The 26910-nt window shown below is 59.9% G+C and carries 18 protein-coding genes and 4 pseudogenes; 6 read left to right on the plus strand and 16 right to left on the minus strand.

Annotation, left to right across the window (positions count from 1 at the left end; genetic code table 11):
• Both argF and arcC read left to right on the plus strand, forming a co-directional pair.
• Positions 1–802: ornithine carbamoyltransferase (gene argF, locus CXP40_RS22895; RefSeq protein WP_106735602.1), on the plus strand; the 802-nt coding region annotated here is incomplete at its 5' end.
• An 89-nt stretch (positions 803–891) separates the two neighbouring features.
• A complete protein-coding gene (arcC, locus tag CXP40_RS22900) occupies positions 892–1818 on the plus strand; it encodes a carbamate kinase (protein WP_038664471.1) in 927 nt (308 codons plus the stop codon).
• 122 nt (positions 1819–1940) lie between these two features.
• Here arcC and CXP40_RS24060 read toward each other — a convergent pair.
• Positions 1941–2250, minus strand: a pseudogene (locus CXP40_RS24060) (DUF3363 domain-containing protein); the annotation flags it as partial.
• A gap of 567 nt (positions 2251–2817) precedes the next feature.
• On the opposite strand from CXP40_RS24060, the pseudogene istA reads away from it, so the two are divergent.
• Positions 2818–3801: pseudogene (istA, locus tag CXP40_RS22910) on the plus strand (IS21 family transposase); the annotation flags it as partial.
• Here istA and CXP40_RS22915 read toward each other — a convergent pair.
• From CXP40_RS22915 to CXP40_RS22930, 4 genes and pseudogenes are all read right to left on the minus strand, one after another.
• Positions 3800–4566: pseudogene (locus CXP40_RS22915) on the minus strand (IS3 family transposase); the annotation flags it as partial. The pseudogenes istA and CXP40_RS22915 overlap by 2 nt on opposite strands.
• 243 nt (positions 4567–4809) lie before the next feature.
• Positions 4810–6213 carry an AIPR family protein gene (locus CXP40_RS22920; protein WP_157831708.1) on the minus strand — a complete coding sequence of 468 codons (1404 nt, stop codon included), beginning with the start codon at positions 6211–6213 and terminating at the stop codon, positions 4810–4812.
• Positions 6155–6445, minus strand: a complete 291-nt coding sequence (locus CXP40_RS24320) for an ATP-binding protein (RefSeq protein ID WP_125835804.1) — start codon at positions 6443–6445, stop codon at positions 6155–6157. The genes CXP40_RS22920 and CXP40_RS24320 overlap by 59 nt, the downstream gene beginning before the upstream one ends.
• A gap of 512 nt (positions 6446–6957) precedes the next feature.
• Positions 6958–8331 carry a site-specific integrase gene (locus CXP40_RS22930; protein WP_106735603.1) on the minus strand — a complete coding sequence of 458 codons (1374 nt, stop codon included), beginning with the start codon at positions 8329–8331 and terminating at the stop codon, positions 6958–6960.
• Positions 8332–9005: 674 nt separating this feature from the next.
• Between CXP40_RS22930 and CXP40_RS24065 the strand changes: the two are divergent.
• From CXP40_RS24065 to CXP40_RS22950, 3 genes and pseudogenes are all read left to right on the plus strand, one after another.
• Positions 9006–9337: pseudogene (locus tag CXP40_RS24065) on the plus strand (transposase); the annotation flags it as partial.
• A gap of 988 nt (positions 9338–10325) precedes the next feature.
• A complete protein-coding gene (locus CXP40_RS22945; RefSeq protein WP_106735605.1) occupies positions 10326–11435 on the plus strand; it encodes an acyltransferase in 1110 nt (369 codons plus the stop codon).
• Between the two features lie 9 nt (positions 11436–11444).
• Positions 11445–12530, plus strand: a complete 1086-nt coding sequence (locus CXP40_RS22950; protein ID WP_106735606.1) for an acyltransferase — start codon at positions 11445–11447, stop codon at positions 12528–12530.
• A 3-nt stretch (positions 12531–12533) separates the two neighbouring features.
• Here CXP40_RS22950 and CXP40_RS22955 read toward each other — a convergent pair whose 3' ends face one another.
• Genes CXP40_RS22955 through CXP40_RS23005 form a run of 11 tightly spaced genes read right to left on the minus strand, consistent with a single transcriptional unit; the run spans position 12534 to position 26788 of the window.
• Positions 12534–13943: a lipid II flippase MurJ gene (locus CXP40_RS22955; RefSeq protein WP_106735607.1), complete on the minus strand. Its 1410-nt coding sequence runs from the start codon at positions 13941–13943 to the stop codon at positions 12534–12536.
• A 10-nt stretch (positions 13944–13953) separates the two neighbouring features.
• On the minus strand, positions 13954–15357 hold the full coding sequence (locus tag CXP40_RS22960; RefSeq protein ID WP_106735608.1) for an O-antigen ligase: 1404 nt from the start codon (positions 15355–15357) through the stop codon (positions 13954–13956).
• Positions 15354–16454, minus strand: coding sequence for a glycosyltransferase family 1 protein (locus CXP40_RS22965; RefSeq protein ID WP_106735609.1), 1101 nt, complete (start codon positions 16452–16454; stop codon positions 15354–15356). The genes CXP40_RS22960 and CXP40_RS22965 overlap by 4 nt, the downstream gene beginning before the upstream one ends.
• Positions 16445–17656, minus strand: a complete 1212-nt coding sequence (locus tag CXP40_RS22970; RefSeq protein ID WP_106735622.1) for a glycosyltransferase family 4 protein — start codon at positions 17654–17656, stop codon at positions 16445–16447. Before CXP40_RS22970 ends, CXP40_RS22965 begins: the two co-directional genes overlap by 10 nt.
• A 9-nt stretch (positions 17657–17665) precedes the next feature.
• Positions 17666–19000, minus strand: coding sequence for a beta-xylosidase (locus tag CXP40_RS22975; RefSeq protein ID WP_106735610.1), 1335 nt, complete (start codon positions 18998–19000; stop codon positions 17666–17668).
• Entirely contained in the window at positions 18990–20180 is a 1191-nt protein-coding gene (locus CXP40_RS22980) for a glycosyltransferase (RefSeq protein WP_106735611.1), read from the minus strand. The genes CXP40_RS22975 and CXP40_RS22980 overlap by 11 nt, the downstream gene beginning before the upstream one ends.
• Positions 20180–22168 (minus strand): exopolysaccharide transport family protein, encoded by a 1989-nt coding sequence (locus tag CXP40_RS22985; protein ID WP_106735612.1) that lies wholly within the window; start codon positions 22166–22168, stop codon positions 20180–20182. The genes CXP40_RS22980 and CXP40_RS22985 overlap by 1 nt, the downstream gene beginning before the upstream one ends.
• A gap of 18 nt (positions 22169–22186) precedes the next feature.
• Entirely contained in the window at positions 22187–22957 is a 771-nt protein-coding gene (locus CXP40_RS22990) for a polysaccharide biosynthesis/export family protein (protein WP_106735613.1), read from the minus strand.
• A 32-nt stretch (positions 22958–22989) separates the two neighbouring features.
• Positions 22990–23901 (minus strand): glycosyltransferase family 2 protein, encoded by a 912-nt coding sequence (locus tag CXP40_RS22995; protein ID WP_106735614.1) that lies wholly within the window; start codon positions 23899–23901, stop codon positions 22990–22992.
• A complete protein-coding gene (locus CXP40_RS23000; protein ID WP_106735615.1) occupies positions 23901–25355 on the minus strand; it encodes a mannose-1-phosphate guanylyltransferase/mannose-6-phosphate isomerase in 1455 nt (484 codons plus the stop codon). Before CXP40_RS23000 ends, CXP40_RS22995 begins: the two co-directional genes overlap by 1 nt.
• Complete coding sequence (locus CXP40_RS23005; RefSeq protein WP_106735616.1) at positions 25355–26788, minus strand: undecaprenyl-phosphate glucose phosphotransferase; 1434 nt, start codon at positions 26786–26788, stop codon at positions 25355–25357. Before CXP40_RS23005 ends, CXP40_RS23000 begins: the two co-directional genes overlap by 1 nt.
• Between the last annotated feature and the right edge of the window lie 122 nt (positions 26789–26910).

Here is a 26910-nt window from a genome sequence, read left to right on the forward strand (position 1 = left end):
CCAGGGCGCCAACGTCACCTACATCGACCCCGGCTCCTCGCAGATCGGTCACAAGGAGTCGATGAAGGACACCGCTCGCGTGCTCGGACGCATGTACGACGCCATCGAGTATCGCGGCTTCAAGCAGGAGATTGTCGAGGAACTGGCCACCTACGCCGGCGTGCCGGTGTTCAACGGTCTGACCGACGAGTACCACCCCACGCAGATGCTCGCCGACGTGCTGACCATGCGCGAGCACAGCGACAAGCCGCTGCACGACATCGCCTACGCCTACCTCGGCGATGCGCGCAACAACATGGGCAACTCGCTGCTGCTGATCGGCGCCAAGCTCGGCATGGACGTGCGCATCGCCGCGCCCAAGGCGCTGTGGCCGAGCGCCGAACATGTCGCCGCCTGCAAGAAATTCGCCGAGGAAAGCGGCGCCCGCCTGCTGCTCACTGAAGACCCGAAGGAAGCGGTCAAGGGCGTCGACTTCGTCCACACCGACGTCTGGGTGTCGATGGGCGAGCCGGTGGAAGCCTGGGGTGAACGCATCCAGGAACTGCTGCCGTACCAAGTCAACGCCGAAATCATGAAGGCCGCCGGCAACCCGCGGGTGAAGTTCATGCACTGCCTGCCGGCCTTCCACAACAGCGAAACCAAGGTCGGCAAGCAGATCGCCGAACAGTATCCGCACCTGAAGAACGGCATCGAAGTGACCGAGGACGTCTTCGAGTCGCCATGGAACATCGCCTTCGAGCAGGCGGAAAACCGCATGCACACCATCAAGGCGATTCTGGTCGCGACCCTGGCCGACATCTAAACCGTAGCCCGGATGCAATCCGGGGCAATCGCCCCCTCGCCATCCCCGGATTGCATCCGGGCTACGAACGAGAACAAGGAGCAACCATCATGCGACTCGTCATCGCCCTGGGCGGCAACGCCCTGCTTCGTCGCGGCGAAGCCATGACCGCGGAAAACCAGCGTGAAAATGTACGTATCGCCTGTGAGCAGATAGCCAAGGTTGCAGGCGGAAACGAGCTGGTGATCGCTCACGGCAACGGCCCACAAGTCGGCCTGCTGGCCCTGCAGGGCAATGCCTTCGACGCCGCCAATCCTTACCCGCTGGATGTACTCGGCGCCGAAACTGAAGGCATGATCGGCTACATGATCGAGCAGGAGCTGGGCAACCTGCTGCCGTTCGAGGTGCCCTTCGCCACCATCCTCACCCAGGTCGAAGTGGACAGCGCCGATCCAGCGTTCAAGAAACCAACCAAACCTATAGGCCCGGTCTACGCCAAGGAAGAAGCCGAACGCCTGGCCGCCGAGAAAGGCTGGAGCATCGCCCCGGACGGTGACAAGTTCCGCCGCGTCGTGGCCAGCCCACGGCCACAACGCATCTTCGAAATTCGCCCGATCAAATGGCTGCTGGAAAAAGGCAGCGTGGTGATCTGCGCCGGTGGCGGCGGTATTCCCACCATGTACGACGGCAACAAATTGCATGGCGTGGAGGCGGTGATCGACAAGGATCTGTGCTCGTCACTGCTCGCCGAACAGCTCAACGCCGACCTGCTGGTAATCGCCACCGACGTCGACGCCACCTATATCGACTGGGGCAAGCCGACGCAGAAATCCATCGCCGAAGCTCACCCCGACGAGCTGGACAAACTCGGCTTTGCCGCCGGCTCCATGGGGCCGAAGGTGCAAGCCGCCTGCGAGTTCGCCCGCAACACTGGCAGCACGGCGGTGATCGGCTCGCTGGAAAATATCGAGGCCATCGTCCAGGGCAAATCCGGTACCCGGATCAGCCTGGATTACAGCGCCATCGCCTATCGCTGAAGGAGAGATGCCAACATGTTCGAGCCCGGCCATCTGCATCGCGATAACTTGGACAAACTCGAGACAATCTAGAGGGCTACGAGGTTCACTTGGTTTTCACCAGTATGCTTCGACTCTACATCTCAGCCTTGCGACCGACTAATCTCCCAGAACACTCTGCCATGGCGCATGGGTCACTGCAATTTGCTGCCCGAGTCGTTGTTCGATGATGGGGTTCACGGCATTAGGCTGAATCCCTTACCGTCATCGAGCACGGCGTAACGTCCACTGGCGAGCAGACGCTACGCCGTAGATGCCTATCACGCGCCGATCATCAAGGATTGGTCGGTGCTCTAACCCCGTTTCGGCGGCGATCTCGAGAGCGAACTGGGTTCGCTCTCGATTGCGCAACGTCGCCTGCAGGTTACGCGTCAGGATTACACGACGACCTTGAACTGCTCAGGCGTCTCAGCGCGCGAAGATCTTCTGGAACCCAAATGCCACCAGTGCCCCACCGGCCCAACCGTTCATAGCCCGATACGCAGGTAGCCATCACGAAAGGCCAACGTGCCGAAAATCCAAACGAGCCCGATTTGCCAACCTAGGAGTAGCACTCTAGTCAGCAGGAGAGTGATCGGGTAGAACCAGAGCGGAAAGGCGGCCGGGAATATGGCGGCGAAAGAGCTAGAAGTCGCGCTGACTTCAAAACTGAGCAGCAGCTACCGAAAACAACGCAAGATTCGCTTCCCGGTTTGAGACAACTCATTCGGGACGCTCCGTCGGGCCGCAGAATCGAAGTCCAAAGGAACAGCTGGTTCATAGCCTCTCACTAGGTATAGTGCGGATTCCACGGTCATCTGGCCACCCATTCCATAAGCATCTGACCACCGATTCCACGGTGATCCGGCCACTGATTCCACGGCCATCCGGCCACTCAACCGGGCAGGCAGTAACGCAGGATTTCTTCACTACCATCGACCTCTTTTTCGAAGCAGAGAGGTCGTCGTGGAGCGTTTATCCATGCGTAAGATTCGCGAAGTACTTCGTCTCAAGTTCGAGGTCGGGCTATCGGCTCGCCAGATTGCAGTCAGTGTGCAGGTCGGTCGTGTCACCGTCGGCGATTACCTCAACCGCTTTGCCGCCAGCGGTCTAGCCTGGCCCTGTTCGTTGTCCGATTCCGAACTGGAGCAGCAGCTGTTCCCGCCACCGCCGGCGGTACCCTCCGAACAACGACCGCTGCCTGATTGGTCTTGGGTGCATGCCGAGCTGCGTCGCCCCGGCGTGACCCTGGCGCTGCTCTGGCAGGAGTACCGCCTGAACCAGCCGCAGGGTTTTCAGTACAGCTGGTTCTGCGAGCACTACCGGGCCTGGCAGGGCAAGCTGGACGTGGTGATGCGCCAGGAGCATCGCGTCGGCGAGAAGTTGTTCGTCGACTACGCCGGGCAGACGGTGCCGGTTATCGACCGCCACAGCGGCGAGATCCGCCGGGCGCAGGTGTTCGTCGCGGTGCTTGGCGCGTCCAGCTACACCTTCGCCGAAGCCACCTGGTCGCAGCAGCTGCCGGACTGGCTAGGCTCGCATACCCGTTGCTTCGCCTTCCTCGGCGGCGTGCCGGAGATCGTGGTGCCGGACAACCTGCGCAGCGCGGTAAGCAAGGCCCATCGTTACGAGCCGGACATCAACCCCAGCTACCGCGACCTTGCCGAGCACTACGGAGTGGCGGTGGTGCCGGCGCGGGCGCGTAAGCCGCGCGACAAGGCCAAGGCCGAAGTCGGCGTGCAGGTGGTCGAGCGCTGGATCCTCGCGGCCCTGCGCAACCGTCAGTTCTTCTCCTTGGATGAACTCAACAGCGCCATCTCCGTGTTGCTGGAGCGGCTCAATCGCCGCCCGTTTCGCAAGCTGCCGGGCTCCCGGCACTCGGCCTTCGAGGCTCTGGATCGTCTGGCGCTGCGCCCCTTGCCGGTGCAACCCTACGTCTACGCCGAGTGGAAGAAGGCGCGGGTGGCTTCATCGACCAGCCAATCACTTGGCGCGAAAACAGATCCAGTACCACCACCAAGTACAACCAACCCTCATAGGTGCGGATGTAAGTGATGTCGGTGACCCAGACCTTGTTCGGTTCACTGACGTTGAACTTCCGCTCCAGACGGTTGGGCGAGGCCACAGTCGGCTTGCCACCATAGTACCCGGGGCGCCGACGATAACCGGTCTGCGAGCGCAGTCCCTCTCCCCGCATCAGGCGAGCCACGCGGTGCCGACCACAAGACTCGCCCAGCTCACGCAGGTCGTCGTGGATCTTGCGGTAGCCGTAGACCCCGCCGCTTTCCAACCAGGCATGCTTGATCAATCCGAGCAGACGCTGATCCTCCTTGGCGCGTGCAGATTTCGGCTCGGCCAGCCAGGCGTAGTAACCGCTGGGATGTACCTGGAGGGTCTGGCAGAGGCGCCGCACCGGGTACTCCACCGACAGCTTGCTGATAACGGCGTACTTCAGCCGGACTCCTTGGCAAAGTACGCGGCGGCCTTTTTTAGGATGTCTCGCTCTTCGGTCACTCGCTTGAGTTCAGCGCGCAAACGACGCAGTTCGGCTTGCTGATCATCTACCTGCTGCCGCTGTACTTGGGGCTTGCTGTAGCGCTTTACCCAGGCGTACAGGCTATGCGCGGACACACCTAGACGCTCTGCCACATCGGCAACACGCAAGCCGCGCTCAGTGATGTGCTTGACCGCTTCGATCTTGAATTCTTCGGGGTAACGCTGGTTGCTCATGGCACCTCCTGATGGGCCTCATTATGAGGCTTGGAGGTGTCTACGAAACTAGGGGCGATTCAGATCTCGCAGCTCGCGACGTCAAGAAAGTGTTGAGCCTGACAGAGCGCTCAGCGACGAACTGAAATGACCAAGCGGCGTAAATCATAAGATTTCGCCGCTTTACCATTCACTGGCCTGGCCCAACCTCTCCGACCAGCCAGCCCCAGCGAGCACCTCGCGATGACCTGAGCCAGTCTCTGCTCAGCATTCGATCTCCAATCGTTCCAACAGGTACTTCAAAGCTGTCTTTTCTCCTTTGGACAGGTTCAGACGGCCGGAAGCAATCTTGGTCAAGGCACTAATGTTCTTGGGTGATGCAATCCCATTCTTCTGCGCCTGGGTGATGATGTCGTTCGCGCGGGGCACCAAGCCAAACAGGGCAACATCGAAGTCAACCTCGAGATTCATGGCTCCTTCGCGGCTTCCCTGTCGTGCTTCGTCACAGTATTCCTCGATCGAAACACCAAACTGGGCGGCGGTTTCGCTTGGTACGCCAACCTTGCCCCTCACATACTGCTCCCAGCAGAAATCCCGCTTGGCGAACTCTGAGATGTTCCTGACATTGTCCGGCGGGGATCTCAGAATGTCTGCCACCAGACGGGCCTGCTCTAGCATCCATCCAAGCAGTGCTGAGGGAACACTCTGCTCTCGCCATATCCTATCCAGATCCAACTGCTGGGCCTTTGCTCGGAACCCGTCAGCGCAGGCTGCAATCGTGTACGTGACAATTTGAGCTTTATAGCCTCGGTCTGCTTGGTACCACGACGAGTTCTGCACGGCTTCATCAAGGTCAATGAAGAGCAATGCTTTAGCCATGGCCCGACGGAACCAGGTTTCACTGAGCGAGGATCCATCTCCGAGCTTCGCGAGCACCGATGTCGTGTAGCGGTTGAAGCATTTCTGGGCGCCCTCACTGACATGTTGGGGGCGCCCATCGAAGGAAAGCTCGTACTTCGCAAGGTCGGTCTTTGTCACGAGACGTGTCTTGGGATACATCAACTCAAGCTTCTTGCGCTCAGACGGCGTCTTGTACGAGAAGAGATTCTTGTACTGGCCTCTAGCACGTTCATAGAACCATTTGCTGCTGTGAAGCTCGCCCGCTTTCTGGGGAACGGACACCTCTTTGGAGAAGCGTTCAATTCGGATCTGTACCGGACTGTTAGAGGCAAGATCAGCCAGCGAAACCTTGTTTTGTGTGTTGGCGTATTCGGAGATTCGGGGAACCACATCGGCTAACCGATCCTCCTCCACTACGGACAGCTTGACCTGAACGTAAACATGATCAAGGTTCCTGCCCAAACCATCGCGAGCATAGAGCAGAGACGCAGTGGTTTGCCCTCCGTTTACAACTTGGAAATCCTTGATGTGGGAAATAGCCAATGCACCGCTGGGGAGCCTTCGCGTCTGTACGGAGGACGCCGTAGCCGTTACGCCATTGTTGTACGCAAAGAACATCCCGGGCTCTTCCGCGATGGTGCGCAGAATGCCTTTGTTGACACCGGTCTTTGCCTGCAGGTACGTCCTGACGTTCTGCTCGAGTAGGCGATTACCAAATGCGGCGAAGACCTTGGCCAGTACCGAGCAGTCCCCAGCCAAATCTTCCAAGATCGTCGGGCTCCCGCTCATCCTGTGGATTGGCACTGGCGGGGCGCATGGCGATCTTTAGCGTCTCCAAGTCCATGCCAGTCCCGTCGTCACGGATCCTTACGACAACATCACTCTCCTCGGGCTCGAACGAGATATCCACCCGAGAGGCCTTGGCCTTGATGCTATTGTCGATTAAGTCCGCGAGAGCTGCCGCTAGGTCGTAGTTACCAAAACTTCGTGCGGTCGCCATCAGGTCCCTTGCCTGGGGCGGATTCGTTATCCTCAATTCCCTCTCCTCAGCCCATACCACCGGGCAATATGGCAACAAGCCACTACAACATTATCCTTAGCCATAGTACGGGTACGAGACTATCCAGATTCATGGCAAATGGCCACTTCCTAGCCGCGCCCTTTTCTGCACCGGGTTGCATCGGAGATAGAGCCAATGCCCGCTACTGGATGCTTTGAGCCTGCCGCATCAGACTGGATGCCGGCCATAGTCGACTACCACAGCTTATGATCTCAGCTCGTAGCTGACCTTGCCTGTAGGTCGGCCACACCGACTACGATCATGAAGCTGGAGAAATTAAATGTGTAGACAGTAGGACTGAAAATCCTACGCACCAGTGAGACAGATTACGCTGGCAATACCGCCCTCCCCCACGCCACCAGCCTGGAATCAGGGGAGGGAGGCGGCTCGGGCTAATGATTGATCAACGACCCCTGATCGCCCGCAGCAGCGAGGCTGCTCAGGACATAGCTTTATTCCCCCTCATCATCTGGTGCAGAGGCCTCCATGCGCCGCCCGTAGAACCCTACCCAATCCACGTCACCAAACTCCTTGCGCAGCAGCCCTTTCAAAAAGGCATGCCACTCGTTGAGGGCCGCAGCCTTCTCGTCAAAGTACGCATAGCGATCATAGATTGCGTCCACCGACAGATCCTTGTGGTTGAGAATGCGACTGCGCACCTCCTTACCCAAGCCATGCTTTGACATGTGCGTAGTCGCGGTGCGGCGCAAATCGTGCACCGTAGGCCGCGGATAGCCGTCCGCGACACGCAACAGGCTCTCCTCTTCAACGCGCTCCGGATCCTTCACATAGTCATCGTAGAAGCGGCGCATCGCGCGGTTGAGAGACGGTTGAGTCTGCGGCTTGGTAGGCCACCGCCCTGGAAACACATACTGCCCAGGACCGGGCAGCTTTTTACTATCCATCCAGCGCTCAGGGTCATTCGACATCACTTTCTGGATCTGCTGCTCGCGCAGATATTTCAGAATGCTCAACACATCGTCCGAGAGCGGGATGGCAATGGGGTTGTTGTTCTTCTCGAACTTGCCACTGCGATCCCAGATCCGGTCTTCGAGGTCAAAGTCGACCCAGCGCATGGCCACGATGCGCCCGGAGCGCTGCGCCAGCATCAGACTCAGCAACAGAGCAAAGCGCGTGCTTTGAGTAAGCGAGGCTCCTGCCAACTGGTGCAGGAACCAAACCAGTTCGTGACGGTTAAGACTGCGTTCGCGCGGCGTTTCCTTGGCCACCTTCTTGATCTGTACCAAAGGTGTGGCATCGAGAATCTCGCGCTCGACGCAGAAGTTGAACATTTTGCGGATCACAGCCAACAGACGGTTGGCCTGCACCGGGGCGGTCTTGGCCTTGTCATCAAGCAACGCCACCACCTGTTTGCGCCTGACATCACCAATTTTGGCCCTGCCCAGGTGGGGCACAAACTCAGTGCGCAGCATGCGCTCATCCTCACGCCACGACTTCTTGTTGGCCCGGGCCCAGTCCAGATAGCTTTCAACGGCCTCCTCAAAAGTCGGGCTCGTACGGTACTCGACCAACTCGACAATCTTCTTTTGCCCGGGATCGATCCCCTGCTTGAGCAGTTCAGCGGCCTGTGCGGCCTTGGCGCGCGCCTCGGCGAGTGACAAATCGGGATATTGCCCGATGGTCAGGCGCCGTGAAGCGCCGTGAAAGCTGTATAGCCAGATGAAACTTTTGCATGTTTTGTTGACCCTGACCCCAAATGTACCGTGACCGGACGTCGGGGGATCAAGGTATTCTGTACGGCCTTTTTGCGGATCAAACTTGAGCCGTTTGAGGGTGTGCTCATTCATAGCTGCGCGTGCATTCATACCAAAATCCTGACCGTTTCTGGGGTAGGCTTGGGGTAGGATTATAGCGCTTGGGGTAGGCCTGGGGTAGGAATTTGACTACTTATTGAACAGCGCGTATATTCGCTGCCGAAAGCCAGCAATTACGCGAATACCTAGCTAATTCAGGCATTTAAAATAACTCTTGCATGGAAATATTTTCCATACAGGCTGTGAATAAAAGGTGTGTGCCACTGACTTGTAATCAGTAGGTCCCGGGTTCGACTCCTGGTGCCGGCACCATCTACATCAAGCCGTTACGGGCTTTGGAACTCCCTAAACCCGCAATCAGATGTTCCCGAGTTAGAGTTTCGGTACAGTCCCGTACCGAGCACATCTCGGAGTGCATATTGTCACCCCGCCCACTCTGGCACCTAGAAAGCAGTGATCCGTAATACCAACTGGCCAGCCTCTACCAAAGAGCGCGACGCCGAAGACTGGTCGCGCCGCCCCTAAGACCGCTGAATCTGAAGCAGGTAGCGCAAAGGTGCTCACACCGCGCCACGGCAAATACTCGAAGCTCTGCTTCCGATGCTCTTACCGACCACAGAGACTCTCGACTGGCTGAGCGCAGCCGGCGCGAAACCCTAGGGTTTTCCTGAAGAATATTTTCCGCTTCTGGTGAAAGACACCAACCCCAGTACCCGCGCTTCCCGATGAAGCAGATGCTCTTTGCCGATGCCGAACACGCCGCTAAGCCCATGCAGGCTCGCAAAGAACTGACCCTAATCGAGATGGATCAGGTAGTACCATGGAAGAGGTGATTGCCCTGATCGATCCCCCACAATCACCAAGGGTGAAAGTGGCCGCCCGGCCTATCGCTGGTACCTGCGCTACGTGTACACCCGATGCAGAATTGGTTCGGTTATATCGATCCAGCGATGGAGGAGGCGCTGTACGGAACAGCCATCCTGCGCCAGTTTTCGGGCTTGAGCCTGGAACGTATTGCCAACGAGAGACCACGTCCCTCAACTTCAGTCGCCTGCTGAGAAATGCGGCACAGATAGTCACTCTCTTTGCCCCGTCGAATTTGTGAATGGCTCACCGATATTTGTTGGCCAACGAGGGGAAGGTGCGCTTGCAATGCGGAAGACGCCTGCTGCGAGGAGCTCGCGGCAGCGAAAAAGAGAATGAAATGCGTCGGATCTGGGTGTTATCTATCAAAGGCGACTTACAAAATCAGCAGGTGCGGAGGTTAGCCAAAAACGTATGTCCACTTCAGGCTATCCATAAATCGAGCAGCTACTGTCGGCAAGACATAAAAATCCGATGCCAGAAACCTGGTCTTGCATTTTCGGGAAAGCCCCCGCCAAGGCCAAAACTCTTAAGCAAGCAGCATTACGCCTTCTGGCGAGCTTTTCGCTTCGCTAGCGTCCTTCCCGACTATAGTGCGCCCCGCGGTCATAAACCTCTAGCACCTTGCACTCCACCTGATTACTGAACTGCAGTTTGTTGTCATCAGAGTAAGGTATATAAAAAAGAACTGCATTTTCGCTATAAGCAGGCTCGAGGCAGTTGGAGGTTCTGATATAGAGAAGGTCATCCATCGAGGTGTAAGTGTCTCTACCATACTTCTTTATGAGAATTCTTACGATGTCTTCGTCCGCTGCGTAGCTCAAGGCAGAGAAAAGTGGCGACATGGCAAAAATGAACATAAGCAATGTCCTCGAATTTACGAATCGAACCATTGATGACTCCATAATCGAATACAGTCCCATTAGCGCACACCAATGCCCATTAAGTTCAACTTCGCCACCGGACTAACCAGCGTGATCATTCAAATCGCCAAGAACGCCAAACGGCGCGGCAGGGCCCGCTTGCCAGCGCGTCCAGCATGATGGCATGATGCCTCCCGCACCGCACGTAAAACGTCAATAGAACAGCCCCCACAACATCTGCCAAAATATTGATGCCATTTTTCTGCCAGCATTACCTTAGCAACTTACCTGCGAAATTTAGAGCATCAGGAGCCTGTCATGTCCAAGTTGAATACTCTGCAGGCATTTCGTTGTATTGGCCTGACCGGAGTCGTCATTGGCCACATGACGTTTGCAGAAGAGCAATATGCTGGCGCCACTTTATTGCCACTGGCAATAAAGGACTTCAACCAACTGTTTATTGATTGGTTCTTCGTTGTCAGCGGTTTCATCATGGTCATGGTTTCACGCGGGCGCTTTCAGGTGCAGCGCGAAATCCTCAAGTTCGCTTATGCCCGGGTTGCACGCATCTACCCTCCTTATTGGGTGTACTTCTTCATAACACTGGCGGTTTTTTTGGTGATGCCACAATGGTTCAACAATACCCATGGCGAACCGAATTTATGGAAATCCTTCTTTCTGGTGCCGGACAAAACCCTACCGCTGGTGATGGTGGCCTGGTCGTTGATCTTCGAGATGTGGTTCTACCTTGTCTTCACCGCGTTCATGTTCTTCCGCGAGCGCTACCTGCCCTGGATTCTGCTCGGCTGGGCCGGCCTGATCATCCTCGCTAATCTGACCATCGACGTGCTCAGTCTGGGCCCTATGCTGCGCCTGATCCTGCACCCCTATGCGATCGAGTTCGTCATGGGCAGCCTTATCGCCCTATTCTACTTCAGCCCTCTGAGCGAACGGGTACCCACTAAGGCCGCCGTTGGCATGCTGTTGTTCGTACCACTGATTGGAGTACCAGTGGGCTACAACCTAGACATGTTCCGTGGTGAGGGGCTGATTCGCGTATTCAGCCTGGGCACGCTGTTCGGTCTGCTGACCATCGGCGCCACACTTCTAGAGCGCCGCGACAAGCTGAGCGTTCCGCCACTGATGGTCGCTATTGGCGACAGCTCCTACACCACCTACCTGGCGCATCTCCTGGTGATCGGGGTGATCGGCAAGCTGTGGGTGATGTTCGGACTGGCCTCCACCAGCCTGTTCGGCAATATTGCCTTCCTCGTGATCATGTTCTCGGCGGTCATGATCTATGGTCTCGTAGGCTTCCGCCTGATCGAAGCGCCGTTGATGAACGCAGCCAATAACTTGGGCAAGAAGCTGTTCAGCAAGAAGCCAGCACAAGCCTCTGGCAAGATGGCCGTTAGACCAGTCGAGTGACCGACACCCATGAAGATCATTAGCCCGCGCCTGCGTCAGAACAATTTCGATCTGATACGCTTGCTGCTGGCGCTGGCCGTCTGCCTACTACACGCCCACGAACTGTCAGGCACCAGCGAACTGGGCATCATCGATACCCTGCTGTCGGGCAAGATTGCCATCGAGTCGTTCTTTGTGATCAGCGGCTTCCTGATCTTCATGAGCTATGAGAAATCGCGCTCGCTCTCCGATTACTTCGAGAAACGCGCGCGGCGCATCTACCCCGCCTACGTCGTCTCGGTGGCCCTGGCGGCGATATTGCTGTCGAGCATCAGCGAGCGCTCGCTGGCCGAGTATTTCCTGTCGAGCGAATTCGTTCGCTACCTCGGCTTCAATCTGGGCTTTCTCAATTTCCTCCAACCAGACCTGCCCGGCGTGTTCACCGAGCACCGCCTGACGGCGGTGAACGGCGCACTCTGGACCATCAAGATCGAGGTGATGTTCTACCTGAGCGTCCCGATCATAGTCTGGCTGTGCCGTCGTGTGGGCCGTGTACGCGTACTGCTGACCCTGTTCATCGCCTCGACGGTCTATTCGCTCATCATGTTCCACCTGCATGAAAGCACAGGGCGCGGCATGTACTTTCAGCTGGAGAAACAGCTGCCCGGACAACTCAGGTTCTTCATTGCAGGTGCAGCGATCTACTACCTGCTGCCGTTCTTCGAGCGCCATGTGAAATGGCTAGTGCTCGCGGCGGGGATCTATTTCCTGGTGCGCCTGCAGTTCGAGGTGGAGGCACTCAGGCCCATTGCTCTGGGCATCGTTGTGGTGTTCTTTGCCCTCTACAACTATGTGGGCAACTTCTGCAAGTTCGGCGACTTCTCGTACGGCGTGTACATCCTGCACTTCCCCATAGTGCAGACGATGATCCATTTCGGCGCCTACCAGGCCAATGCCTGGCTGGCCCTACTGACGACGGTGGTCCTGACGCTCTGTGGGGCAGCACTGATGTGGCATTGCGTGGAGAAACGCTGGCTGCTCAAGAACAGCCACTACGTCCAGGCCGGCAAGGAAAAGCAGGGAAACAGGCCGGACGTCAGCGCTGCGCCGAGGTGAGTTCTAAGCCATCCGCCAGGGCTTGAGCCAGACGACCATCATTAGCATCAGCGTGGCAGAGACGACCATAGTAACGCCCAGTTGCCACCAGCCTGGCGCAATTCCCAGAGGAATTAGCAGGGCCAGCGCCGGCATGGCCAACCCCATCCCCCACTGCCGTTTCCAGTCCATGGCCTGCAGCAGGCGCTGCTTGCGCATCAGTAGCAGGCCGGTCAGCAGCACCCCCAGCAGCGCAGCCAGGGCAATGCCCTTGAGCCCCAGCAACCAGGGCAGCGCCAGCAGGAAGACAACGTTGAGAGCATTGCCGCTGAGCTCACAAGCCAATGGCAGACGGGTATCGCCAACCGCATAGGCATAACGTGCCAGCAAGGCATTCCAGGCAGCGAAAAGCAGCGTCAGGCCGAACCAGCCAAGCAATGCGGCAAGCACGCCTCCGCTGGCCTGGCTAGGCAGAAGCAACTGAATCAGTGGTTCTGCTGCACCGACCAGGCCAAAAGCGACCGGCAGGGTCAGCAGAGTGGCCATCGCCACGCCACGGCGCAGCAGCGCCAGGCGCTCCTGCTCCGAACGCCCGCCCATCAGACCAAGCAGCACCTGGTTCAGGCTCATCAGGGCAACCATCGGCAGGTTGATCAGCTTGCGGGCGAAGTTCAGCCAGGTCACAGCCCCCTCACCCAGCAACGAGGCGATCATCCGTTCCAGCAGAGCCAGACCCTGACTGGCCAGCGTGCTTATCAGCAAAGGCCCGAGGCGGCGCAACAGCTCGCTGCCACAATCTCGATCTGCCTTTACCTGCCACGGGCGCCAGCCCATCCCGCGCATCGCGGGTATCAGCACCAGCGGCATCAGCAGACTGCCCAGCAGGCAGCTCAGCGCCAACCCGGACGGCGAGGCATCGGCAGACGCCACAGCCAGATAAATCACCGGCGGCAGATTGAACAACAGCGAACCCAGCCCGGCCAGGATGAAGCGGGCGTGCGCCTGCAGCGGAATGCACAGCAAGGCATGCAGCAGGAAACCCGGTACGCACCAGGCGAGAAGCTGCAGGCTTTGCCCGGCCAGCATTCGCCCTTCCTCAGAAAGACCAGGCCCGACCACCCTGACCCATACAGGAGCTGCAACATAGAGCAGGCATCCGAGCACCAGACCCACACCCATGACGCGCCAGCTCAAGGCCGACAGCCAGGCACTGCGCGCCAGCGCATCACGCGTCTGATAGAGCGGCAGGGCCGCCGAGCTGAACAGCCCGGTCGCCAACGCCATACGCACTGCCTCTGGCAGAAAGATCGCTACCAGAAAAGCGTCACTGCGCAGGCTCGCGCCCCAGACATGGATGAGCAGCCACTCGCGGGCGAAACCGGCGACCAGCCCGATCAGTGTGGCCAGAGTCAGCCAGGCAGTGGAGCCAAACACTCTTGCGTCCTCACTCGCGACTGTCGGAGTGAGCGGTCATGCCTTCTTCGGCACGCAGACGGCGCGCCTCCAGCAGATTCACTCCGACAAGCAGCCAGAACAGACCAACCAGAACCGGCTGGAAACCGAAGTAGTGGTCGAACAGGCCGCTGAATAGTGCCGCCAGCAGCCCGGCCGTGCTGCCGAGCCAGATTGCATTGTCGGCATTGAGGTCAGTTCGGCTACCGCTCGGCCGGGTTTCTTTCCACCAGTTCCAGGTCGCGGCGATGAACAGCAGCATGCCCGGCAGCCCGAGCTTGTAGATGAAGTTCAGCCAGAGGTTGGAGATACCCAGCAGATCGGTACCCGGCACCGGTGGTTCGACCTTGAAACCTATCCCTAGCGGGTAGGACGCCATTGCCCGCGGAAAACTGGCGTACTCGTCGAAACGCACCGAAGTACTGGCATCGCTGAACTCGAACATGGTCGAGATCCGCTCCTGTAATGGCGGATAGGACAACACCAGCAGCACCATCGCCGCACAGCCCATCAGCAAAAGGCGTCCCGTGAAGGGCACACGGCGAATGGCCATCCACACCAGGACCACCGCCAGACTCAGCAAGGCGCCACGCGAGCCGCTTAGCAGTAGCGCCAGCACGCCCAGACCACCGACGGCAAGACCCAGCGCGCGTTGCCAGCCCAGACGAGTGATGCCGTAGCAGAAGGCCAGCGGCAGGATCAGCGCCATTGCCCCACCCAGGGTATTGGGGTGGACCCAGGGCGAGCCCATGCGCAGGAACACCGCACCGGAGGTGTCGCCAATCACTTCATCGAGGACGGCGTAGCCCAGCTTTGTCAGCAACGGATTGATCGCCGCGGCCGAGCGCTCGGCCAGGAAGATCGGCAACGACAGCATCAGCATCGCCAGCGTACCGAACAGCATGGCCTGGACCATCGACTCCCTGGAGGCGCCATCGCGCAGCAGACGGAACACCAGGAAGATCAGCGACATGTTGGCCAACCAGCGCAGCCAGTTGGCCACACCACTGCCATCGGCGTTCACCATGACCTGACCGACAACGAACGGGAATGCGCTGAATATGATCAGAGCCAGGACGTACCGCTCCGTACTACCGGACCTAGTCGCACGCTGGTGCCCCTCGAAGACCGCCTGGAACAGCACGCAGGCCCAGATAACCAGGATCAGAAGCTCGGAAACCGTGGTCCTCACCCCGACGTTGATGGTCGAGTAAGGCAGGAAGTTGGCGATCACCCCGAACAGCAGCAGGCCGAGCAGCGGACGACGCAGCAGGTTGAGGCCGATGACCATCGCGACGATTAGGACGACGACCTTCAGCGGCGACAGAAACCACAGCAGAACGCCGAAGATCAGCCCGGTAATGACGGCGACAGGAAGCCCGAACGATGATGTCATGCCTGCAACTCCTGTAGCAGTTCGCTCACGCGGGCGCGATAGGGCTGCTCCGAATAACGTCTGGCCCATTCCTGAAGGGCCTGGCGATCGGCCTCGGCTGGCTGAGCCAGTCGATGTATCAGCTCAAGCAAGGCACCGCCGTCATGGGGACTGAAACGCGGTGTTCCTGGCGGCACGATTTCGTCCAGCGACGTACCGCTCGCCACTGCCACCGGAGTACCGGCCGCCATCGCCTCGATAACCGGCAGGCCGAAGCCCTCGGCATAGGACGGCTGCCACAGGCGTTCGGCCGCGGCGTAGAGCCCCTGCAGCTCGGCATCGCCCAGCGCCGGCATCAGATGGATGCCGGCCAGCGCCTGCTGTGCGACGGGAAGGAATTCGCCGCCACCGACCAGCACCAGATCGGGAATGGCCGGATCACGCTGACGCGCCTGCTGCCAGTTTTCGATGAACCAGGGCACGTTCTTGCGTGGTTCGCGCGTGCCAACCAGCAACCAGAAACGCGTCGGCAGAGGTTGCGCGGGCGGCACAGGGATCAGGTTGCTGCTCGGCACCAGGTTGGCCAGCACGCGCACCTTGTGCGCCGCCGACGGGAAGGTGCGAGCCAGTTCATCGGCGCTGTATTGCGAAGGGGTCCAGATACGGTCGGCAACCTGTACCGAGTAGCGGATCGACAGGTTGTCGCTGATGCGGTAGACCGTCTCTCGCAGCCAGGAGCTGTGGCGGTTCTTCAGGTGCAGCTGGAACAGGTCATGCAGTTGCAGCACGTAGCGCACACCCGCAGGCCGTGGCGGCAACGGCAGGCCCATGTTGAAGGTGCTGATATGCACGTCGATGCCCTGGCGCCTCAGCGCCCAGGGCATGTAGCCGAGTTCGAAGCGCAGACGCCTGGGCAGCCGGTGCTGCCCGTCCACCGAGCTTGCCCACTCGGGGCAATGTGCCCGGGCACGCATCGGATGATCGGCCGGTGCCGGGGTAAACAGATGCAGGTCGACGCCAGGCAACTCGCCCAGCACCTGGGCCAGGGCCACGTTCTGCCGACCGATGCCGTTGTTGGGGTTACTGATCCCGGGGCGATAATCCAGGCCTACTCGCATACCGCTCTCCCGGAACCATTCACCGCCTGATATACCGCAAGCAACTGGCTGGCCGCCACACTCCAATCATGCGCACGGGCGACATAGGCCCGCCCGGCAGCGCCCATGCGCTCAGCAGCGCCAGGATCGGCCAGCTGGCGCAGCACCGCCGCTGCCAGGGCTGCGGCATCCTCACCACCGTCGTATTCGATACCGGCCACCACGGCAAGCCCGGACACGCCCTGCGCCGTGGTGACTACCGGAAGCCCGGCAGCCATGGCCTCGAGCACCTTGAGCTTGGAACCGCCACCCTGGCGCAGCGGCGCGAAGAAGACCGCCGCCTGCTCCTGCAGCGCGGTCAGATCAGGGACGAAGCCGTGCCAGTCGATGCGCGCGTCCGGCCAGCGTTGCCGCCAGGACTCCGGCAGCGCATAGCCGGCGATGGTGATGCGCGCATCGGGCCGTGCCTGCCAGACACTCGGCATCACTTCATCCATGGCCCACTCCACCGCATCTACGTTCGGCGGGTATTCGTAGTTGCCGATGAACAGCAGCCGGTTGCTGGCATAAGCCGGGCTGACCTGAGCGTAACGCGCGGCATCGACACCATTGACCACCACTGGAACTGGGCGCCCGACAATCTCCGAGAGCACGCGGGCATCGGCCTCGGTCACGGCGACGACCCGGGCGGCCTGGCTCATGACCCGTCGCTCCCAACGGCGATAACGCCACTGATCGAGCCTTACCAGCGGTTTGAGCCAGGCCGGAAAGCGATCATAGGTGGCGCCGCCGAGCGCCGACTCGACGTTGTGCTCGGTAAGCACGAAGGGCTGCGCGGCTAGCTGCAGCGCCTGTTCATAAGGCTGAAAGCTGTAGCTGTGTTCGATCTGCACAACGTCCCACTGCTCTTCGAGCAACTCGGCGAAACGCTGGCTCAAGGCCTGGGCGTGACCATTGATACTGGCCAGCATGGGCAGTGGCGAAGCGGCGACGGCCAGCAGGGTGGTCGGGCTGCGCAGCGCTCGCCGCGGCATGACAATCAGTTGTTCGAGCAGAGGCTGCAGCGCCTGACGTGTCGCCTCATCGAGCGGCGTCTTACTCTGTACCAGCAAGGTGATGCGATGCCCCGCCGCCGCCAGCGAACGAAGCAGATGGAACTGGCGCGTCTTGCCGCCACTGCTCGTCGGCCAGGGTAGATACGGCAGCACCCAGAGAATCCTCAACGACATAGCTCAGTCCCATACCAGCAGTTGCAAACTGGGCTTGAGCCCCACCACGAGCGATCCACCATCCGCCTTCAGCGCCTGCTCGGTACCCCGCAACGGGTCGTGCAGCACGGCCTGGCGCACGCCATCGAGTTGCAGCTTGCCGGCCGTGGCGCTCCACACCATCAGCAGTTTCTTACCGTCGCCACGCGTCCAGGCAACGCTGTAGAGATCCTTCGGCGCCTTGGCGAAGGCCGGCGGCTCGGCAGGCTCCAGGCGCGGCCCGGTGACCTTGAGGAAGTTTTTCAGGGCATGGAACACCGGCTTCGGCTGACCATCGAGGTCGAGCAGGCCGTATGACTGGTCACGCACACTGGCGCGGGAATCCAGATCGCTCAGGTTGAACAGGAACACCCGGTCGTAATCCAGCGCACTCATCAGCGCCAGCCGGCGCAGAGTGAAATCGGCCTGACCGGAAATGCCGATGATCGCCTGCATCTCCTTCGGTCCTGAGTAGCTGGACCAGCCCCATTCAGTTGCCCAGATCTCCTTCACCCCTTCGCTGCGTAGGCCGCCATTGATGAAGCGGGCGGTGTCGAGAAACTCGTTCTTGCCGACGGTATTGCCTTCCGGGTACTCGGTATAGGGATGGTAGGCGACGACCAGGTTCTCGCTGGCCAAGCCCTTGGCTAGCAGCGACTTGAGCATCAGCTCCATGCCGCGCGACGGCATCTGGCTGAAATAGGCCATGCCGGCGGTGCCTAGGGTTTTCTCGGGAAAACGCTGGCGCACCGTCATCACTGCATCATGCAGCAGAGCCGCATAGGCATCGGGGTCTTCTTTCGGCCGCCAGAAGGAGGGCAGATTGGGTTCGTTCCAGATCTGCCACGCCTCGAACTCGGGGTAGCGCTCGATGAAACGGGTCAGGCTCTCGCTGTACAGGCGATTGTCCTTCGGCGGAAAGGAGTCCTGATAGGGCGAACTGCGCGGCGCACTCGTGGCGAAGGGGGCGGAGCCGGCCAGAAAGCCCACGGCCTTGAGCTTCTCTTCGGCCATGACCTTGGTCGCGGCATCGAACGGCGGGTAATAGCGCCCCTGCTGAGGCTCCAGGATGGCCCAATGCATAGCGATCCTCACCCACTGCAGATCCAGCTCTCGCAGGCGCTCCATCTGCTTGCGGTAGGTCGCTTCGGGGAAGAAGTGGAACTGCGCGTTGACCCCCAGAAAGTCCTTCCAGACCACGCCACGGCTGGGTTTGAGGCTGGTGACGTCCGCCTCGGCGTTGCGGCTGACCAGGATGGCCACGCCGAACAGGATGCCGATTATCAGCAACCCCGACAGAACAATTGGTTTACGACGCATGAACCCTGCCCTCGCACAAGCTTCCGAACAGTGCCTTGAACCGCTGGGCGGTCAGCGGCCATAGGCGCTCGTGACCGATCTGCGCAGCACGTTCGGCCCACTGCTGACAGCGTTCAGGCTGCAGCAGCAAGGTCTCCAGTTGGTCGGCCAGAGCCTGGATATCGCCCTGTGGAAACAGCGCACCATTGCCGGTGGCCACCTCTTCGGCAAACGCCCGGGCATCGGAGGTCAGCACGCCCCGGCCACAGGCCGCAGCCCATGACAGCGCGCCGCTGGTACCACGTTGCTCGCCCAGCAGCCGGAGCTTCTTCGACTCCCGATACGGCAGCACCATCACATGGTGCGCCTGGATCTGCGGGGCAATGTCCTCGGCAGGCAGATCCAGACGCCATTCGATCAGCGCCTCGAGCCCCTGCTCGACGATACGCCGGCGCAGCTGGTCGAGGTAACTTTCCCCAGGCTCGAACGCCATCTCGGGCGCGGTGCCACCGGCCAGCGTCAGGCGCACGCGAGCGAACAGTTGAGGCTGGCGCCTGACCACCAGCGCCAAGGCATCGAGCAGATCCTCGATACCCTTGCCGCGGTAGATAAAGCCGAAGTACAGCAGGCGGATGGGCCCCAGCGGTGGCAGCGCGACAGGCGCCACCGCCTGGTTGCCATGGGCGATGACATGCACTTTGCCCGCAGGCAGACGCATGCGCCGCTGTAGGCAGCGACGCCCGGTATCGGTCAGCGTGACCAAGCCATCTAGACTGCCGGCAAGCTGGCGCTCCTCGTGCAGGCACAGGGGATCGGCCAGCACCGTCGCCGCCTGTGGCCAGGGCGACGGCCATGACTGCGCCAGGGACAGTGGCCAGGGCAAGGATGCCCGACGCCAGACCAGGCGCTCTGGGTCATGCACGGTCGCGGTCAGCGGCAGGCGCGGAAAACGCGCACGCAGAGCGCGCAGGGCATGGAACTCGGCCAGGCGGCCACCGCCGAGCTCGCCGTGCACCAAGTCGACACCACTCCAGTCGAAATCGGCGACGCGTTGCAGCGCCCGCTGATGGTCATTGCCGCAGCCGGCCAATGGCGTGACCACTTCTATCGCGGTCGATTCCAGGGCCATCTTCAGTACTGCCGCATAATCGGCAATCCCGGTCTGCTCGGGCGGCAATGGCGCCAGCAGGGCAACGCGCATCAGGCCGCGCCCCTGACCTTGGCCATGGCCCGCAGAACACGATCGGGAACCTCGAACCGACGGCGGTTGATGATCACCCCGTCGATCTTGTTGAACGCGGTATTCAGCACGCCGATGGCATGCGCCACGGTCGGGATGTTGCTCTGCTGAGCCTCGACCACCAGCGCTACCAGATCAGCACCGCGCAGACTGACGAAGGCTTCGGGATTGGACAGCAGCGCCGAGGCATCGAGCAGCACTACCTCACCCGGCTGCGCCGGCGCACCGCCAACCCGCACCTTGTGGCCGCGCTCTTCCAGCAGACGCCGCAGCTTGTCGATGATGAAACTGACGCCTTCGCCACGACGCGCCGACGTCAGACCGAACACCAGCCCGCGTTCATCCAGCTGATCCAGCGGCAACAGGCCATACAGACGATACAGGGCCGCCAGGAACGCGCTGTTCTGGCTGACATCGCCAGACACCTCTGGCAACGTGGTCCACAGCGGGATACCGAACCTGGCAGCGAAGCGGCCACCGTCGTGAATGCGCTGATCCAGCAGATAGCAGATATAGACCGCCAGGAAGCCGACCAGAATGCTCAGCGGCAGTGCCAGCAGGATCATCAGGATGCTCTTGGGGAAGACCCGGCTGGGGTTGTAGGTGGCCTGCTCGATCATCGCGATGTTGCTGATGCGACTGTTGTCCAGCTCCCGGTCGATGCGGGCCTTCTCCAGGCTCTCGTTGTACAGCACGAAGTTCTTCTCGGCGGCAGTCAGCTCACGCTGCAGACGGGCCAGTTCCGGCTCCTGCGACATAACGTTGGTACGCTCTGCCTCGAGTTGCTTGAGCTGTTCCTCCTGACGCACCAGCTGGGCCTTGAGTCGCGCCAGATCGGACTGCTGGTCCATGAAATTGCTGCGCAGACGCTCGGAAATTGGGTTCGGCGCCTGGTTCTGCGAGACCTGTACGGTGGCGGCCTCGCTCTTCACCATGGCTTCCAGATTGGCGATGGTCTCGTCGATGCTCTTCACCGGCGGAGCATTTTCGGTGAAGGTGCGCAGCAGGTCCTGACGCTCGGCGCGCTTGCCATTGAGCGTCCGCAATAGGTCCTGATGCACCGGGTTGAGGGCGATCTCACGTACCGTGCGGATCTCCCTCGGCAGATCCTTGATCTGTTGTTCGAGGGTCGCCAGGCTGCCTTCGGTCGAAGAGATCAGACGGCGCGAGTTGAAGCGATCGTTACGAAGTTGGTTGATCCGGTCGGACAGGTTGCCCAGGTGCGCCTCGATTTCCACGGCGCCCAGACGCTCCATGTTCTCGGCCAGCTCTTTCTTGAGCTTGAGTATCTCGGCCGCACTGGCATCGCTCTGGTTCAGGTAGAAATCATAGAGGCTGCGCCGGCCGAGGGCGCGGGTACGCTCTTCCATGTACAGCTCGACCCAGCTCTGCACCACCGACTGGGCCACAGCCGGGTCGCTCCAGCGGAAGCGGATTTCCATCACCGAAGAGCCCGACGCGTGAGTGACGCTGAACTTGTCTTCAAGCTTAGTGGCCAGGCGGTCGACCGGGGTCTGATCCTCGGACAGACCGATCAACTGCAGGAAGCTGCGCACCAGTTCGATGGCACCGCCAGTCACCTGGCCGACGTAGTATTTCAGCGTTGCCAGAAAGCCTTCCGGGCGCGGCGCATTGGCCAACTGCTCCAGATAGCGCTCCGCCACCTGACGGCTGATCGGCCGGCCGGTGAGCATGCGTTCCTCATCGAGAATCGGGTCACGCTGCGTGGCGGGCAGGACGATCGACTGACGATCAGCCATTTCGATGGGCAGCGTATTGGTATCACGCCCCGGCTTCACCAGCAGACGCGCGCTGGATTCGAAGGAGGTCGGTAGCAGGAAGGCCCCCAGCAGCACGACCACCAGAGTGGCGATCACCGCCAGCTTGAACTCCCGGAAGAAGATGAAGAACAGGCGCAGCAGATCACGGAATGTGCGGATTTCGATCATGAGAGCTGTCCCTAGCGATTAGTTGTTGTTACGGAGGTCATAGTTGGCTCCGATACCAATCGACTTGGTGAAGGGGATCAACTGGTTCAGATACAGATCGACACCTTCGATGCGGTCACCCACACCGGACTTAGGCACGAAGACCACGTCACCACGCTGCAACGCGATGGCCTGGCGCGGCTGGTCGCCAGCCATGAGCAACTGACTGAAATCGACGAAGTAGGTCTTGTAGCGCCCCTCGGCATCCGAGCGCAGCAAGGCCACATTGCGGCTGTCGGCATTGGGCATGACGCCACCGGCGGTGAGTATGGCCTGCTCCAGGGTGGTCGCCACGCTCGTCGAATAGGGCTGCGGGTTGCGCACCGAGCCACCGACGAACACAGTGTTGCCCGGCGCCTGGTTGATGTTCACCGTCACTCCGGGTTCACGGTAGTAGGGCGTGAGCCTTTGTCCCAGGTCGGCCGACAGTTGCTCCGGCGTCTTGCCACCGGCCTGGACCTTGCCGATGAAAGGGTAGGAGAAGGTGCCATCATTGAGCACCGTGTACAGGGTGAGCTCGTAGATGGAGTTGGCCGTGAAGGCGGAAATGGTTGGAGTCTCCCCGCTCTCGCGGACGATACGCAGGGTATCGCCGGGATAGATGCGCTCCTGCGCGGGCGGCAGATCCGCCAGGGTCAATGCTGCCGCATGGCCGGCGTCGACAGTGTCGGAGTCCGGCAGGCCGATACGTGCTGGCGTGGTGCAGGCCGTCAAGCCCAGCGTCAGAACAAGCAGCAGAAACGCTTTCATATGGGACATTTCCTTCAAAACCCTAACATTCATCACTTCCAGTACCCCGGAAACATGCTCAGGCGCCGCTTCAATCCCACGTCGAGATGGCGCTCACCCTGCCCTATGCGATAGCCCAGCAACTTCACGGCGCTACGCAGCAATACTTCTGGAACTCGCCAGACGGCACCGGCCGCCATCAGCGTCTGCAGCTCCGCCTTGACGTAACGCTTGCCCTCACCGCCCGCCGAGCCGAAGGCCTGACGGATCCAGTTCTCCCGCCCGTAGAACACGCCGATATCGAAGTAACGGCGAAACTCCTCGAGCAGGGTGTAATCGTGCGAATGCTGCACGGTCGCCGTGGCCGCGTAGCGCACCGCATGACCGCTGAGCAGCATACGCGCGGCGACGTAGGCGTCTTCGCTGCCGATCACATCCTCGGGAAAGCCGCCCACGGCGAACAGCACATCACGCCGGTATGCCGAGAACGAGTCGGAGCTGAAGCAGGTCTTGATGCCCAGCTCCTGCGCATCGCTCATGCGCTTGGTGCGGCTTTGCGGGGGGTAGTTGAAGCGCCGCGATTGCGCCCCCAGCAAACCGGCATTCGGGTGCGGCAACTGCCGACCATAGGCGACGCCGATATCGACCTCGGCATGCAGGTCGGCAACGATATTGGCGAAGGTATCGGCGTTGGCCGGAATCGCATCCTGCGTCAGATAGATAAGTGCATCGGCCTCGACCTGCTGACTGGCCCAACGCCGTGTGCCGCCATGGTTGAACTGGTTAGGCTCGATAACCTCGACCCGTGCACCGAATTCAAGGAAGCGCGCCACCGTGCCATCACCAGATGCGCTGTCGACCACCAGAAACTCATCTGGCTGCAATGTCTGCATCGCGATCGCAGGTAACAGACGATCAAGGTGAGCGCCTGCGTTGCGAGTCGGGATGATCAAGGCAACACGCATCAGTTGCTCTTCTCGCTGACCGGTACACGACCATAGATATCGTTGAAACGGACGATATCGTCCTCCCCCAGGTACTCACCGCTCTGCACCTCGATCATCACCAGGTCGATCACTCCTGGGTTGACCAGACGATGTTGATGCCCCGCAGGAATGAAGGTCGACTCGTTGGTATTGAGCAGAAAGTCGCGCTCGCCATTGACTACCCGAGCCATGCCGCTGACGACGATCCAGTGCTCACTGCGGTGATGGTGCATCTGCAGTGAAAGTGACTCACCGGGGCGCACCATGATGCGTTTGATCTTGAAGCGCGAGCCTTCTTCCAGAACGGTGTAGGTACCCCAGGGGCGAGTCACGGTACGGTGCAAACGATAGGCATCGTGACCGCGCTTCTTCAGCTCTTGAGCGATGAATTTAACATCTTGCGTACAGTGAGCATCAGCTATCAACAAGGCATCAGGAGTGTCGACCACGACCAGATCGCGCACCCCAACGGCGCCGACCAGGCGCTTGGGCGAGTCGATGTAGCAACCCTGCACGTTATGCAGAATAACCTCGCCGTTGACCTGATTGCCGTTGGCATCTGCTGGCGTCAATTCGCGCAACGCCTGCCAGGAGCCGATATCGCTCCAGCCCAGATCACAAGGCACCACGGCGACCTTGGCCGAGCGCTCCATCAGGGCATAGTCGATAGAGATATCGGTCACTTCGGCGAAGCTGTCAGCATCCAGTTCACACTGCACACCCTGCTTGCCCTGCGCCTGCGCGCTCAAGGCAAGACACTTCTCCACACCCTCGACGACCTGCGGCGCATGTTCACGTAGTTCACGCAGCAGTACATCGGCGCGGAAGCAAAACATGCCGGCATTCCACAAATGCTTGCCACCAGCCAGGTAGGCTTCGGCTGTCGCTAGATTGGGCTTTTCGACAAAGCTGGCGACACGGAAACCGCCCTCTAACTCCTCGCCTTGCTGAATATAGCCATAGCCAGTCTCGGCATGATCCGGCTGGATACCGAACGTGACCAGCCAGCCAGCCTCAGCCAGCGCACGAGCCCGCTCGATCGCCGCGACGAAAGCGGCCTGATCGCGGATCAGATGATCAGCAGGTAACACCAGCATCTGGGCGTCTTCGCCGTAGTGACGCACAACGTGCAGCGCCGCAGCAGCAATCGCCGGAGCAGTGTTACGCCCCATGGGTTCGAGGAGAAAGTCCAGCCCCAGACGCCCCTGATTCAGCACGCGATAGTCATCCAGCGTACGAAACAACAGCTCGCGATTGATCACCGTCAGCAGTTGGGCGACGTCATCCAAGCCGGCAACACGCTCCAGGGTTTTCTGCAGCAGGCTGCGCCCGTCGGCCAGACGCATGAACGGCTTGGGCATGGCCTCGCGTGAAACCGGCCAAAGCCGTGTGCCAGCCCCGCCGGCGACGATACAGGGAATCAGGGCACTCATCAGTAGGCCTCACGGGTGAAGATGACCGCAGGCAAGGTGCGGAACAGGATGTACAGATCGAACCACACCGACCAATTCTCGATATATTGCAGGTCAAACTCGACGCGCTTCTCGATTTTCTCCAGCGTGTCTGTTTCACCACGATAACCATTGATCTGCGCCCAGCCGGTAATACCGGGTTTGACTCGATGACGCGCGGTGTACTCCTTAACCGCATCCTCGAACAGGATACCGGCCGCCTTGGTGGCGGTCGCATGCGGACGCGGCCCGACCATCGACATACTGCCGAGCAGCACGTTGAACAGCTGCGGCAGCTCATCCAGGCTGGTCTTGCGAATGAAGCGTCCAACACGAGTGATTCGGTCATCATTGCGCGTGGTCTGCTTCTCGGCGTTGGCGTCGGAACGGTCGCAGTACATGGAGCGGAACTTGAACACTTCGATCAGCTTGTTGTTGTAGCCGTAACGCTTCTGGCGAAACAGCACAGGCCCGGGAGAGTCGAGTTTGATAGCCAGAGCGACCAAGATCATCAATGGCAGGGCCAAGGCCAGAGCCAGCAGCGCCAGGAGCAGGTCCTCGAGCCGCTTGATCAAAGGAGACCAGCCGTCGAGCGGCCTTTCCGAGACGTTGAACATCGGCAGCCCCGCAACCTCGGTAATGCGATTGCGCGCATGTCGAAAGGCAAGCATGTCCGGTACCAGAAGGACGTTCACAGGGAGCTTGCGCAGCTCGCGCACGATCTGACCGATGCGGTTTTCGGCGGACCAAGGCAGAGCCACCAACACTTGAGTTACGCGGTCCTGACGCACTAAACGCTCGAGCGCACGGCTATCTCCGAGCAGCGGTAGGCCACCCAACGTATCGGGCAAACGACCAATACGGTCGTCGATGAAGCCGATCAACCCAGAGCGAATGTCACTATGACGCTGCATGAATTCCGCCAGGCGCAGGCCATTTTCAGTCGCCCCCAGAATGACCGCGCTTTGTAGAAATTGCCCAGCGCGCATCCAGTACCGAAAGATGGCCAACAGTACTAGCCGTTCAGCACCAAAAGCAAAGAGACTGGCTAGAAACCAGACACTTAGGAAGTGCCATTCCATGAAGCTGAACATGGCCAGAGCCTGATGCATAAAAAGCAACAGACAGAACGCTGCAGACCAGGCGAAAAACATCATGCGAAAACGCAGCAGGCGACTGAAGATCTCCTCCGAATAGACGCCTAGGGCCTGGAACATCATTACAGTCAGAACGCCGAAAAAGAGCAGTATCGTGGCGTAGCTCTGCGTCAAAGCTGGCTCATCAGAAAGCCATATGAGAAGCAAAAACCCTGGCAAAGCAGCAGTTACGCCATGAACCAAGCGCATAGCCGCCAAGAAATACTGGATGAAGCCAGGGCGCGCCAGTAAGGAACTACCGGCTGACTGCAGACGCATGAAATTCACTCCCGCCTCAATTTTCGCTCACAAAAATCTGCTGACGTCAAAAAATAGGCAGAAATACACCAAAGTAGAAAGAAGGCGACAGAATTTCGCCGGAAACTCTTATGCCGTGACTT

Source organism: Pseudomonas sp. YY-1 (genome assembly GCF_002843095.1).
In the GTDB taxonomy this organism is placed as follows: Bacteria; Pseudomonadota; Gammaproteobacteria; order Pseudomonadales; family Pseudomonadaceae; genus Aquipseudomonas; species Aquipseudomonas sediminis_A.